The sequence below is a fragment of the Caballeronia udeis genome (assembly GCF_001544555.2).
GTDB classification, from domain to species: domain Bacteria; phylum Pseudomonadota; class Gammaproteobacteria; order Burkholderiales; family Burkholderiaceae; genus Caballeronia; species Caballeronia udeis.
This window is the reverse complement of record NZ_FCOK02000053.1, coordinates 52,347-65,555: the sequence shown is the minus strand read 5'-3', so window position 1 is coordinate 65,555 and position 13,209 is coordinate 52,347. Positions and strand designations below refer to the sequence as shown.

The following is a 13,209-nucleotide window of genomic DNA, read 5'->3' as shown; positions in this document are numbered from 1 at the left end:
ATTCCTCAAACTAGCCTGCTCACTCGTCTGCTGGAACATCTTCAGCCGAACTGAGCAGCCTTTTTGAACTGCCCTCTAAGCAATTCCAAACGATCCCAGCATCACATACGTGCTGGTCGTGAACGCCGACAGCGTGATGATCGACGACAGCAGCATGCCGCCGACCATACAGGTCTTGCGCGACTTCGTCAGGCTCCAGCCGCGTTTATACAGCGCATCCGAAACAATGCCGCCCAGCCAGCCTCCGGGAATGGAAATGAGCGCGGGAATCATGCCGAGCGTGCCGAGCGACTTGAGCGAAAAGCCGCGCGTCTGCACGAGATAACTCGGGAACCACGTGATGAAAAGTAGATCACGAAGTTCAGGCAGAAGAAGCCGAGCATCATGCCCCACAGCGTGCGATGCCTGAAGAGCGAGGCCCACGTAACGTTCTGGCCAGACGTTTTTTCGCGCGGCACAGGCGCTGCGTTTTCATCGCCGGTCAGGTCGCCACGCGACGGATTGCGATAGATCACGAACCAGCCGAGCACCCACAGCAAACCGACTGCGCCCGTCGCGACGAACGATGCTTCCCAGCCGAAGCCGCTGATGATCAGCGCGACAATCGGGATGGAGAGTGCGGAGCCGACTCGTGAGCCGCTGTCAAAGATACTGGTGGCGAACGCGCGCTGCGCCGGTTTGAACCATTGCGCGACGAGCTTCGCACACGCCGGATAAGCGCCCGCCTCACCCACGCCGAGCATCAGGCGGCAGCCGAACATGCCCGCCACGCTCGTGGTCGCTGCTGTCAGCGCGGTGAACACCGACCACCATCCGACTGCAAGCGGTAGCGCAATGCGTGCGCCGACTTTATCGACGAACCAGCCGAACGGCATTTGCATCAGCGCGTAGGTCCAGAAAAAACCGCTCATGACCAGGCCCATTTGCGCCGGGCCGATGTTGAGCGCCTTCTCTATCTGGGGAGCTGCGACTGCGAGATTCGCGCGATCAACATAGTTGATCGCGATTGCCAGGAAGCATAGAAATATGACCATCCAGCGCATCTTGCGCATACTTTGTCTCCTCCGGTACGGCACGTTTTTTTATCTACGATGCTCGGGATTCAAGCGACACCGCGAGCAAGCGCAGGATCGGCCCGGTCAAGCACGGTGAGTGCGATGGTGATTGTGTTTGCCGAGGCGTTACATGCTACTCGCAAATTGCGGATGTCTGCACGGCCGGTATCGGGAGGGCTCTGCCGGAGTTTCCGGGCGAACGCTCAGTGTGGAAAGAAGCCATGCCGGCAAGTCGACATGGCTTAGTGGCTGAAGGCACTCGCCGCGTGGGCGCGGCGAGCCGGTTGATCACGGTGTCCAACGATAAACAACAACGCTGCTACCGTTGTAGTTGTCCTTCGTGACCACGTACTCGCCGGTCGACCGAAGGTACGACCTGAGGCCGTACATGGAATCCACGTCATTGCCTACGTACACGGTGCTGGGGCTGCTGTTGATCAACGTGATGTCCAGGTTGCCCGTGGTCAGGTTGAAAGCATCGACGTTGGGCACGGTGTGTACGTATCCGACGAACAGATAGTTGCCGGCAGCTGTGATCGACTTGGGATTGGCGCTGGTGACGTTGATCACCGGGTTGGGAGCGGTGGTGTTGCCCGCGAGCCAGCCGTGATACACCTCGACCCTCGTTCCAATCGACGTCCAGCCTGAGCCTCCGGTAAGTCCTTGGGCCAGGATCATGGTGTCGCTTTCGGGCAGGTAGATGATCCGCGACAACGGTGTGATCGTGCCCGGAATGGGTGTTGCGTTTCCGGCTCCCCATGTCGGCTTGCCGGTGCCATCGAAGCCGGTCAGCGGGTAGTGCCAGATCGCATTCGTCTTGTCCAGACCAGCCCAGACGTCTCCTTTGCTGTCGAGGCAGAATCCGTCCCTGACCGGTGCGGTCGCATTGAACAATGTCCCCGGAATCGAGCCGTCCGGGATGGCGATGTAGCCATTCGCGGCATTGAAGTGAAAGAAGTAGAAGTGGTCAGGATTCTGGCCGGACGCCACAAGGATCCGGTTTCCGCCGACGCTGGCGACCTGACCGAAGTGCTCATCGCGCGAGGTATCGGCGAGGTTGATTCGTGGATCGGAGGGATAGTCGATCGGATCGACCGTGTTCGCTACGAAGGTTCCTCCAGCGGTGCCGGAGTAAATGTTGGTGCCGCCATAGAAGTAGGCTCCGTCAGTACCCGGGTCCGGAGCGGCGACTCCCTCGAAGTGGAGAGACTGAAGCTTCCATTGCAGGGTGCCGGTGCTGCTGTAGGAGTGGATATCGGTGCCACCGTCGCGGCCGAGGTCCCAGCTTCCGCCCCATGGGTTGTTGAGCACGTACAGGTTGCCGGCCGAGTCCTTGCCTATGCCGGTGACGCGGGTGAACCGCTTGTCGCCGACCTGGCCTTTCGTTCCAGCTGTGGTGTCCAGATATCCGCCCTGGATACCAAACGTGCTGACCAGCAATGGCGTGCTCGAGATGTTGTAGATCTTGATGTTCATGTCGGGGCCCTCGTCGCCGATCATGAGATACCCGCTCGATGAATCGAAATACAGCGCCGACGGTCGAGAGGTGGCGGGCATCTGGATGGTGTTCAGCGGTGCACCGGCCGGATTGAATTCGAGGATCGTGCCGGTGCTCTTCTGCGCAACCCAGATGTCTCCTGCGCTGTCCACGGCGAGCGCGCCCGGGCTCGGGACGTTGATGTCCTGTCGCCAGGTGCCGTCGGTGGTGTAGACGCGAACGCGATTTCCCGGGAAGTCGCTCGCATAAAGGAGCGAGCCCGACGTCGCGAGACCGGTGATGACATCAGTCAACTGCGCCGTTGTTGTCGCGCTGACGGAGAGAAGCAAATCGCGGGCTTGAGTGGTCCGGTTGTACCGCCCTACTGTGCCGCCGCCATTGGCGGTGGTGAATGCCAACGCGGCAAAGATTGAAGTTGCGTTGCCCGTGATTGCCCCGCCCTGGAAATCGCCGTGACCGCCTATGGAGCCCGTGCTTTGACCATTCTGGTAGATGGCGACGCCGCCCTCGTTTTCGTCCCACAGTGAAGCGGTGTAGATGACGCCCTCGGGCGCTACCCACATGGAGCGCGCAACGCTACCCACGCGGGTGGCGTTGGTCCCGTAGGTGTTTGCCACCCAGTCGGTGGTGTATTGCGCCTGGCACGCGGGCGCAATCGTAGCGATCAGCAGCGCGGCAAGGAAGGTGGTGTGGATTCTTCGTTTCATGATCGTGGAGAGCGCCTTTTGTAGGCAGGTGAATTTGGGTGGTTGTGGGTTTGGACAGGCTCGTGGCTTTGATAACCTGGTCTCTACGTGGAGAGCTACCGATGGCGTCTGTTGCGGCCTTCGTTTTCGTGCAGAGATGCACGGCCAGGGGGCTGGAGGATTCTTCGATCTGGAACGGTTTTCTACGCGACGTGACCCGGCGCCGCCCGCCCGTTCAGCGAGCGGCGTTTCGTGGGACGTTGCCCTGGTCCACTCGCCGCTCCGCTAAGGGTCACATCTGTCCAATCCGATGCTGCCTTCAGGCGGTATATCGGCGGGGGGAGAGGAAAGTTGAGTCGTTCGCGTTTGCTGTACAGGCAAACGCGCTAGACCGAGTGGCGGTTTCAGCCGGTCCGCAAGGTGGCCGAGGTTTCACATGTGAACGGGAGGCTCGGGGTTGGCAAGCGTGGCGCGCGAGCGGCTGGCTTCGTGGAAGCCGCCGCTCTGCCTGAAAAATGCGACAGGTTCTCTGGAAAAACACCCACGTTTTTCAGTCGAGCTCGCGCAAGCGCTCGTGCATGACTTCGACCCGCTGTAAGTGATTGTTGTCCCGTTCGAGCAGGTGTTCGGCAACCAGTGAGCAGATCAGATTGACCACCGCCGTCATGCCGACCGTGCTGTCGAACAGCATCAGGCCATCCGTGTGGCACCGGATCACCCAGCGCGCGAGTCGCGCCGGTTTCCCCGCAATGACATCCGACATATACAGTATCGGCACGCCAGCCTCGGCGAGTGCGACTGCGGCCAAACCGACCGCCGGCACACGGCGCCGCAAGCCGACGATGATCACGACATCCTTCGCGGTCAGGTCGCCGAGATATTCGCCAATCGTGTCGCCCGGGGCGGGCAATAACACCACGTCGGAGCGCACCTGAATCAGTTCGCGCCTGATCATCGTGGCCACCGTATGGCTATGCCGATATCCGATAATCACTACGCGCCGCGCGCGCGCAACCGCATCGACCACCTCGCTCAGCATGCGCGTATCGAGCGACCGGTACGTGTTCGCCAGATTCTCGACCTCGTGCCGCAGGTGCGCCTGAATCACATCGTCCAGTTTCGTACTCGCATTCTTGCGGCCCCGATCCTGTAGATACAACGGTGAACCGCCGACTTGCGCCGCGCGCGCAACCGCGCGCGCGGCGTCATAAGACGCATACCCGAGCTTCTGAAAAAAACGCGTCGTAGTCGCTTTCGACACCTGCGCGGTCGTCGCCAGTTCGGTGGCGGTTTGCATTGCCAGTTGTCCCGGCGCACTCAGAATGACATCGGCCAGCCGTTGATCGATCTCGGACAGTTCGTCATAGCGTTCGGCGATGCGATTCTCGATCGACTGCGGTGCGCGCTTCTCTTGTTTCGTTTGAGCGTTTGACATTTCGGCTTGTGAGTAAGTGGAGAACCCGTCGTGGTGCGACGCCGGCACCGCGAATGTGCATCGCTATTCTCTTGCACGCACTGGGTGCAGACCGTCGGTATCTCGCGATGACGTCATTATAGGTCGGACCGCGGGATGTGAAATTGGCGTTTCTTGAAAACCCTTATAGAAACATATGTTTTTAGAGTTATGTATGTGAAACACGTGTTTCACATATCGGGCTGGTACGAATCATGCATTGGAGTGGCATCGTCCACCTGTCTACGGGAGTTCCCCTGATGCTGAAGCGCCGCCTCTCAAGCATTGCCCTTGCCGCGTTGTTGCCGTTTGCCGCGTTGATCCACTCGGTAGCCGCGAACGCCGATACGCTCGACGACATCAAGAGTCGCGGCACGATGACCGTCGCGATCGATCCGACCTTCGCGCCGTACGAGTACACCGACGCCAACAACAACATCGTCGGTTTCGATCCGGCCATCATGGCTGCCGTCGCGAAACATCTCGGCGTAAAGATCGAATATCAGCGCATGTCGTTCAGCGGGATCATTCCAGGCCTGCTCGCGCATTCGTTCGATATCGAAGGCTCGGCGCTGAACGTAACCGCCGAACGCGCGAAGCGCCTCGCGTACGTGGTGCCGACCAGCAAGACGGTGAACGGTGCACTGGTGCGCTCCGACTTCAAGAAGATTCCGCAGCAAGCAACCATCGAATCGCTCGCGGGTTTGACCGGCGCGGTCAAGAGCGCGAGCGCGCCCGAACAGATCCTCAAGCAGTTCAACGAGACGCTGAAGGCCAAGGGTCTTGCGCCGATCCAACTGATCAGCGTGGACAGCGTCGATCAAACGGTGGCTGCGCTGATGACGGGTCGTGCCGATTTCGTGTTCGACGATATGACCGTGCTCGCAGGCGTCATCAAACAGAATCCGGGCAAGCTGAAGTCAACCGGCGAACTTGGACCGTCGCAATGGATTGCCTGGGCGACCCGTCCTGACGACACGCGTCTGAACAAGGCGATCAGCGACCAGATCATCGCGATGAAAAAGTCCGGCGAACTCGCACGCCTGCAAAAGGCCAACCTCGGCGTGAGCTTCGATACGCCGACGTCCGACTTCCTCCCCGCCCAGTAAATCGAGCAGACCGAACACATGACAGATCCAGTACAGACTCTCACCGTCAAGGCAGGACACGGACGCACCTTCGAAGTGAAGGCGGGTCAGCGGCTGACGATCATCGACCTCGAAGGCCAGCAGGCCGCCGACTTCGTCGCAGTGGTCGCGTCGAACCATGAAGAAAAACTGTCGCCGACGCATACGCGCCGTCAGCTCCGGACGCTGTTTTTCAACGTCGGCGACGCGCTGTACTCGTCGCTGGGGCGTCCTTTGTTGCGGGTGGCCGAAGACACCGTCGGCATTCACGACGCCAACGTGCCCGCCTGCGACGACACGCGTTTCACAGTCGATTTCAACGTGACCGGGCATCGCAACTGCCTCGACAACATGCACGCGGGTCTCGCGCTGTACGGACTGTCGCCGTTCGATGTGCCCGAGCCGTTCAACCTGTTTCAGAACGGCCCGGTCACGCGCGATTGCCGGATGCAGGTCACCGATCCGACCAGCAAGCCCGGCGACTACATCACGTTCGACGTGTTCGAAGACCTGGTGTGCGCGGTGTCGTCGTGTCCGCAGGACATCATTCCCGGCAACGGCCTGAAGGTCACCGACATCGCCATTTCCATCCTGCCCGCGACGCCTGTCGCCGCCTGAACGGACTCAACATGCTGCTTCTTAAAGAACCGCCTTCGCGCGCCCCGCTGCCCCCGCAAACCGTCGCCGTGCCTGCAGGGGAATCGCGCGCGATCGACGTCAAGGCAGGCCAGATCCTGCGTATCGAGGCGAAAGAGCCGGGCGCGGTCGCGTCCATGTTCGGCTTCAGCCGGATCAACGACGACGTGTATATGTCGGTCCATCACACACGCGTGTTCAGCAATTCGTACGTGTTGCAGGCGGGCATGCGGATCGTCAGCAACCGCCGCCGCGCGCTGATGGTGCTCGGCAAGGATTCCAGCGGCAAACACGATCTGCTGCTCCCCGCATCGACGAGCGCGTATCTCGCGGAGCAGGGCTACGCGGCACAGACCGGCTGCGTCGAATCGGTCGGCGCGTTGATTGGATCGCTGGGCCTGAATCCGCCAAAAATTCCCGACCCGATCAACCTGTTCATGCACGTTGCATTGCATCAGGATGGCCGTATCGAACCACTGCCCAACACTACGCGTGCGGGCGATTTCGTCGCGTGCCGGGTGGTGACGGACATGGTGTTCATCGTGTCGGCCTGCTGCACCGGCATTCCCGGCAACGACGCACCCGGCGCGCTCGAATTGTCGGTGGCCGAAGAACTCGATGAACTCTGATTCCGGGAACCGAGCGTGATGGGGTTTGACCCACAAGTGATCCATAGCCTGCCGACACTCATCGACGGCTGGCTGCTGACCGTGGAATTGACGCTGCTCGGCGCAACCGGCAGTCTCGTGTTCGGCCATCTCGCGCTCGCGATGCAACTGACACGGGTCGCGCCGGTGCGTTGGGCCGCGCGGCTCTACATCAGCTTCATGCGCGGCACGCCCGCCCTCGTGCAGCTGTTCGTGCTGTTCTTCGCGTTGCCATTGATCGGGCTGGGCGGCCGTCCGATGCTGGCCGCCGCGCTCACGCTCGGCCTGAATAGCGGCGCCTACACGGCGGAAATCCTGCGGGGCAATCTGCGGGTGATCACGGCTGGTCAGTACGAAGCGGCCATTGCGCTCGGTATGCCACCCTGGCGCATCGCGTTGAGGATCGCGCTGCCGCAGATGCTGAAGGCCAGCCTGCCCGCACTCATCAACGAATTCACGATCCTGCTGAAAACCACGCCGCTCGCGTCGGTCGTCGCCGTCACCGAACTGACGTACGCGGGACAGATGGTGATCGCGCGAACCTACACGTCGGCGCAAGTGATGCTGCTGGTCAGCGTCGGCTATCTGGCGGTCGCGTTGCCGGTCATCTACGCCGCGCGACGCACACAGCGTTCGCCACGCGCGCCCGGCGTCGAACGGGTCGCGGCAGGGGTTGCGCGATGACCTTCGATCTCAGCGTTCTGTCCGGCTACTGGCCGGAGCTTGCGACAGGACTTGGCAGCACGGTCTGGTTGTGCGCGTCCGGCGCCGCTATGTCGGGCGTGCTTGGAGTTCTGCTAACGGTCGGCCAGCGACGCGGCGGTCCGTGGCTTGCCGCGATGATTCGCGGTTACACCGCGTTGACGCTTGGCTTGCCGCTGCTCGTGCTGCTGTACGTAACGTTTTTCGTACTACCGGATTTCGGTGTGCTGCTGCCCGCGCCATTAGTCGGCACGCTCACCCTCGCGATCTATTACGGCCCATATGTCGCAGAAGTGATTCAGGCTGCTGTCGCCGCCGTGCCCGCAGGAACCATTGAAGCGGGCGTCGCGATCGGTATGTCTCCGATTGCGATCGCGCGCCGCATCATCGCCCCCCAGGCGTTGCCGCTGCTGCTGCCCACCTTGACGGGTCTGCTGATCGGCCTCGTTAAAGATTCCGCGTTGCTGTCGGTGATCTCGGTGCACGAGTTCATGTTCGCCGCGAAGGCCGTCGTGTCCGACACGTACGCGCCGCTCGAAGTCTATTTCGTCGTCGCGATGGTCTACTGGGCCGTGACATCCGTCATTCACTTTTCGACTCGTCATTGGGAGCGCCGTCTCGGCCGCGCCCATCGGGTCGCCCTGCCTCGGGGACCAGCATGAACCCATCCGACAGCACGCCGCCCGTGGCATTGAAGGCGAGCGGCATCGTCAAGTCGTTCGGCGCGAACCGCATTCTCGACGGCGTCGATCTGACGGTCGCACGCGGTGAAACGGTCTGCGTGCTCGGTCCGTCGGGCTCCGGAAAATCAACGCTGCTGCGCTGCCTGAACTGGCTCTCGCCGCCCGACGAAGGCGCGATCTGGATCGGCGGCGAGCGGATCGGTTTGCGCGAGAACCCGAACGGCGCGACGAGCCCGCGTCCCGACCGCGAGATACGCGCGCAGCGCAGCCGGATCGGCATGGTGTTTCAGAGTTTCAATCTGTGGCCGCATATGACGGCGCTCGAAAACGTGATGGAAGGATTGCTGTCGGTCAAACGGATGAACCGTCTCGCCGCCACTGACCTCGCCATAGAAGCGCTGCGCCAGGTTGGCCTGAGCGGCAAGCACACGTCGATGCCCGCGAACCTGTCGGGTGGCCAGCAGCAGCGCGTCGGCATTGCCCGCACGCTCGCGATGGCGCCCGAGGTAATCCTGTTTGACGAGCCGACCAGCGCGCTCGATCCCGAGCTGGTTGGCGAAGTGCTGGCCGTGATGCGCGGACTTGCCGCGAACGACACGACGATGATCGTCGTCACGCATGAAATCGGTTTTGCGCGCGATGTCGCGGATCGCGTGATCTTCATGGATGGCGGACACATCGTCGAACAGGGGCCGCCAGCACAAGTGCTCGATACACCGTCGTCGCCGCGACTTCAGCAGTTTCTCTATCGTTTTACTCCGGAAAATTCACGCTCATGAGCTATACGAATCAACCTACACAGACCGTTGCCGCCGGGCACGGCAAGGCAGTCCGACTGAAAGCGGGTCAAGCCGTGCGCGTCATCAACACCCATGGCACACAAGTCGTGGACTGCTGGGCCTGGAATGCGTACGACCTGAACGAATACATGTGCATGGAGACCACGCGCGTGTGGAACCAGCGGCTCAATCCGGTGATTGGCGACAGCTTCGTGACCAATCAGCGTCATCCGGTGCTGACCGTCGTGGAGGACACGACGCCCGGCGTCCACGACACCTTCATGGCGGCTTGCGATCGCAAGCGCTACGAATTGCTCGGCGTGCGCGGCTATCATCGCAACTGCTGCGACAACATGTTCGAAGGCATGTTTGAACTCGGCGTCACGCCACCGCGCCAGAACCTCGCGTCGTTCAATATCTTCATGAATATCCGCGTGCAGCCGGACGGCATCACGCTGCATACGTTGCCCACCGTGACGAAGCCTGGCGAGTACATCACGCTACGCGCCGAAATGGATTGCTTCGTTGCGTTTTCCGCGTGTCCGCAGGACATCGTCAAGATTCAGGGGCAAGGCGACAACACGCCGCAACCGGTTGAGATCGCCGTGTTCGACGACTTCGTATCCGATCTGCAAGGCACGCAATCGTGGGTTCCGGACGCCTGAGCGTTCTTCATTTCAACAATCCCGGATAGACCCTCACGCACATGGCAATTCCCACTTTCGACTCTAACGCTCCGGCGTTTACGCGCGCGGGCATCAACCTCGCGGACCCACGTCTCGGCGCGCAAGCGGTGCTTACCAGTGACGATTTTTTTGCACCGATGGCCCGCATGCTGGCTCCGGAACCGGCCGTGTTCATCCCTGGTAAATACGATGACAACGGCAAATGGATGGACGGCTGGGAATCGCGGCGCAAGCGCGTGACCGGCCACGATTTCTGCATCGTGAAGCTGGGAGTGGCGGGCGAACTGATGGGCGTCGATATCGACACGAGCCATTTCACCGGCAACTTTCCTCCAGCGGCATCGATCGACGCGTGCCGCTCGGATGACGACATTCCGCCCGCCGGCGCGCAATGGACCGAAGTGCTGCCCGCGATGGCGCTGAGCGGCAACGCGCATCACTTTCGCGCGATCGAAGCGGCCGCGGGCGTGGTCTACACGCACGTACGACTGAATATTTACCCGGACGGAGGTGTCGCGCGATTGCGCGTATTCGGCCGTCCGCGCCGCGAACTCGCGCCGGACGCCGAATTCAATCTCGCGTCAGCGATGATTGGTGCACGGATCATCGCGGTGAACGACCAGCATTTCGGCTTGGCGTCAAATCTGCTTCTGCCCACGCGTGCGGCAAACATAGGCGAAGGCTGGGAAACCCGCCGGCGTCGCGAACCGGGCTGTGACTGGTGCATCGTCGAACTCGCGGTGCCTGGCGAGATCAGCAAGATCGATGTCGACACCGCGCATTTCAAAGGCAATTTCGCGGACCGTTGCTCGCTGCAAGGCGCGTTCGTCACGGCCGGGACCGACGAATCCCTGATCACGCAATCGATGTTCTGGCCCGTATTGCTCGACGAGCAGAAGCTGGGAATGGACCGTTTGCATTCGTTCACGCCCGAGCGGATCTTGCCGGTGACGCATGTGCGCTTCAATATTCTGCCCGACGGCGGCGTGTCGCGACTTCGTCTGATCGGGCACGCGCCGGGCTGATCCACACCGCCTGAAGGCGCTGGTTTTAAAGCAACCTGTGCCGGATCAGGAACCCTTGCAAATCTCATGCAGCGCATTGAGCCTGCGCACCGGATCGGCCACGTACGGATTTGATTCATCCCACGCGTAGCCCGCCAGCACCGCGCTGATAAAACGCTGGATATGCGGTGTCTTATGCGGATAAAAGATGATGTCCTGCAACTCGCCCGTGTACCAGCGTTCGACGAAAGCACGGAACGTATCAATGCCCTTTCTTAGTGGCACATCGTAAGCCGCTTGCCAGTCGGGCACCTCGCCGTTGAAATGCCGCTCAAGCGTTTGTACCGCCAGATGCGCGGAGCGCAGCGCGATCGTGACGCCCGACGAAAACACCGGATCGAGGAACTCCCCGGCGTTACCGAGCAGCGCGTAACCCGGACCATGGAGCCGCTCGACGTTCGCCGAATATCCGCCGATATGCCGCACCGGCATCAGGAACGGCGCATCCCCGATGAGCCTGTTGAGCGTTGGCTCCTGCTGGATCAGCCCGCGCAGCTTTGCATCGCGTTCGTTCTCGGGAACCTCCAGGAAACTCGCTTCGGCTACGCACCCGACCGACGAACGTCCGCCTGCCAGCGGAATCATCCAGAACCAGACATTGCGATGCTCTGGATGCGTCGCGACACAGATCTTGTTCCGGTCCGTGGCGCCAGCCGGAATGCCATCGCGCACATGCGTAAAGATGGCCGCACGCGCAGGCATCCGCGTAGGCGCTTCAAGATTCAGGAGACGCGGCAATACACGGCCGAAGCCGCTTGCATCGAGTACAAAACGCGCGTGCACGTGGTAGGCAACGCCCGCTTCATCGATCACGTCCAGCACGGGGGCGGTGCCGGTTTGCATCGCCTGTACGGTGTGGCCGAAACGCACTTCAGCGCCCTGCTTTGCAGCGCATTGGATCAGCAGGTCGTCGAATACCGCGCGTTCGACCTGGTAGGTCGTGCCCCATCCCGGCGAATGTTTATCGCGGAAATCGAAGGACGACGACTGGTCGCGATAAATAAAATGCGCGCCGTTCTTGTACTGGAACCCGGCCTCGACGACCGCCTGCAGCATGCCGGCTTCTTCCAGGTACGCCATGCTTTGCGGCAGCAGACTCTCGCCGACCGAAAAGCGCGGAAAGTGCTGGCGCTCGAGCACGAGCACCGAACGGCCCGCCTTTCTCAGCAGCGCGGCCGCGACCGCACCCGAGGGGCCGGCGCCAATAATGGCTACATCGACAGTCGTGTCCAGCTTCGAAGAATCAGTGTTCAAAGGTGCCTCGCTTGGCCCGGGGGCTATCTGTGGAGTTTCGTGCGGCGCACATTGCGTCGATCATTCAAGTGGCCCATCTGCATCGCTCATCTTTCCCGCTCTTGCTTCTATGCATTCCATGCTTGGCATTACAATGGCGTGCGCCCTGTTCGCATGCTTTCGCATTCCCTGTTGCCGGAGAGAGACTCGTGTCGTCATCCGAAATATCCAGCGTTTCCTTCGTGCCGGAGACGGCCTTCGGGCTCTGGTTCCTGCGTACTGCAACGTGGGAGCATCACGTGCTGCGGGTAGCGATCGACGATCTCAAGCGCCTGGTCGATACAACCTTGCCCGCGGCACCTGTGATTGTTGATGTGGGCTGCGGGCAAGGCCAGGCGTTCCGGCTGCTTGGTAACGCGTTCAGGCCCGGCCGCATTATCGGAGTCGATTTCCATGAGCCTTCGCTCCTGGCAGCCCGGGATGTTGCGCAGGCTTGCTCGAAGGACGACGGCTGGGCAAGCGAAAGCGAGATCGAGTTGCTTCAAGGTGACTGCGCGTGCCTGCCCTTGCCCGATGCGAGCGCCGACATTGTGTTCTGCCATCAGACCTTTCGTCATCTCGTGGATCAAGGCCGCTCCCTGGGTGAATTTCGCCGGGTTCTGAAACCCGGTGGGGTGTTGCTGTTCGCTGAATCCACCGATGCGTATATCAAGTCCTGGGTGATCCGCTTGCTGTTTCGCCATCCCATGCACGTGCAGAAAAGCGCCGGCGCTTAGCTCGATATGATCCGCAACGCCGGCTTCACATTCGGTTCACAAAACGTTTCCATGCCCTACCTGTGGTGGAGCCGTGCCGCGGACTTCGGGCTCCTCGAACGGCTTGGCCTGCATCGGCCGCTACCGGGCAAGCGTCGTGAAACGCTGGTCAATGTGGCTGCGGTCAAGGCCGTTTGAATCGGCC

General features: G+C 61.2%; 11 protein-coding genes and 2 pseudogenes. 9 read left to right on the top strand and 4 right to left on the bottom strand.

All coding sequences use genetic code 11. From position 1 onward, the window contains the following. Positions 1–78 precede the first annotated feature (78 nt). From AWB69_RS30125 to AWB69_RS30115, 3 genes and pseudogenes are all read right to left on the bottom strand, one after another. A pseudogene (locus AWB69_RS30125) lies at positions 79–1,052 on the bottom strand (MFS transporter); the annotation flags it as partial. A 291-nt stretch (positions 1,053–1,343) separates the two neighbouring features. After that, the gene (locus AWB69_RS30120; protein ID WP_062090477.1) at positions 1,344–3,260 is read right to left on the bottom strand and encodes an SMP-30/gluconolactonase/LRE family protein; all 1,917 of its coding nucleotides are present in this window, start codon (positions 3,258–3,260) and stop codon (positions 1,344–1,346) included. A gap of 529 nt (positions 3,261–3,789) precedes the next feature. Continuing rightward, positions 3,790–4,674: a MurR/RpiR family transcriptional regulator gene (locus AWB69_RS30115; RefSeq protein WP_062090476.1), complete on the bottom strand. Its 885-nt coding sequence runs from the start codon at positions 4,672–4,674 to the stop codon at positions 3,790–3,792. A 278-nt stretch (positions 4,675–4,952) separates the two neighbouring features. On the opposite strand from AWB69_RS30115, the gene AWB69_RS30110 reads away from it, so the two are divergent. Genes AWB69_RS30110 through alc form a run of 8 tightly spaced genes read left to right on the top strand, consistent with a single transcriptional unit; the run spans position 4,953 to position 10,977 of the window. Continuing rightward, the gene (locus tag AWB69_RS30110; RefSeq protein ID WP_062090475.1) at positions 4,953–5,801 is read left to right on the top strand and encodes a transporter substrate-binding domain-containing protein; all 849 of its coding nucleotides are present in this window, start codon (positions 4,953–4,955) and stop codon (positions 5,799–5,801) included. Positions 5,802–5,819: 18 nt separating this feature from the next. Continuing rightward, on the top strand, positions 5,820–6,437 hold the full coding sequence (locus AWB69_RS30105) for a DUF1989 domain-containing protein (RefSeq protein ID WP_062090474.1): 618 nt from the start codon (positions 5,820–5,822) through the stop codon (positions 6,435–6,437). 11 nt (positions 6,438–6,448) lie between these two features. Then, positions 6,449–7,084 (top strand): urea carboxylase-associated family protein, encoded by a 636-nt coding sequence (locus AWB69_RS30100; RefSeq protein ID WP_062090473.1) that lies wholly within the window; start codon positions 6,449–6,451, stop codon positions 7,082–7,084. Between the two features lie 18 nt (positions 7,085–7,102). Further along, positions 7,103–7,786, top strand: coding sequence for an amino acid ABC transporter permease (locus AWB69_RS30095; RefSeq protein ID WP_062090472.1), 684 nt, complete (start codon positions 7,103–7,105; stop codon positions 7,784–7,786). Further along, positions 7,783–8,466, top strand: coding sequence for an amino acid ABC transporter permease (locus AWB69_RS30090; protein WP_062090471.1), 684 nt, complete (start codon positions 7,783–7,785; stop codon positions 8,464–8,466). Before AWB69_RS30095 ends, AWB69_RS30090 begins: the two co-directional genes overlap by 4 nt. Then, positions 8,463–9,266 (top strand): amino acid ABC transporter ATP-binding protein, encoded by an 804-nt coding sequence (locus AWB69_RS30085; protein WP_062090470.1) that lies wholly within the window; start codon positions 8,463–8,465, stop codon positions 9,264–9,266. The genes AWB69_RS30090 and AWB69_RS30085 overlap by 4 nt, the downstream gene beginning before the upstream one ends. After that, complete coding sequence (locus AWB69_RS30080; protein ID WP_062090469.1) at positions 9,263–9,931, top strand: DUF1989 domain-containing protein; 669 nt, start codon at positions 9,263–9,265, stop codon at positions 9,929–9,931. Before AWB69_RS30085 ends, AWB69_RS30080 begins: the two co-directional genes overlap by 4 nt. A 41-nt stretch (positions 9,932–9,972) precedes the next feature. Next, the gene (gene alc / locus AWB69_RS30075; protein ID WP_062090468.1) at positions 9,973–10,977 is read left to right on the top strand and encodes an allantoicase; all 1,005 of its coding nucleotides are present in this window, start codon (positions 9,973–9,975) and stop codon (positions 10,975–10,977) included. Between the two features lie 45 nt (positions 10,978–11,022). On the opposite strand, the gene AWB69_RS30070 is transcribed toward alc, so the two are convergent. Then, complete coding sequence (locus AWB69_RS30070) at positions 11,023–12,270, bottom strand: NAD(P)/FAD-dependent oxidoreductase (protein WP_062090467.1); 1,248 nt, start codon at positions 12,268–12,270, stop codon at positions 11,023–11,025. A 188-nt stretch (positions 12,271–12,458) separates the two neighbouring features. On the opposite strand from AWB69_RS30070, the pseudogene AWB69_RS30065 reads away from it, so the two are divergent. After that, positions 12,459–13,202 (top strand): annotated as a pseudogene (locus AWB69_RS30065) (class I SAM-dependent methyltransferase). Positions 13,203–13,209 lie beyond the last annotated feature (7 nt).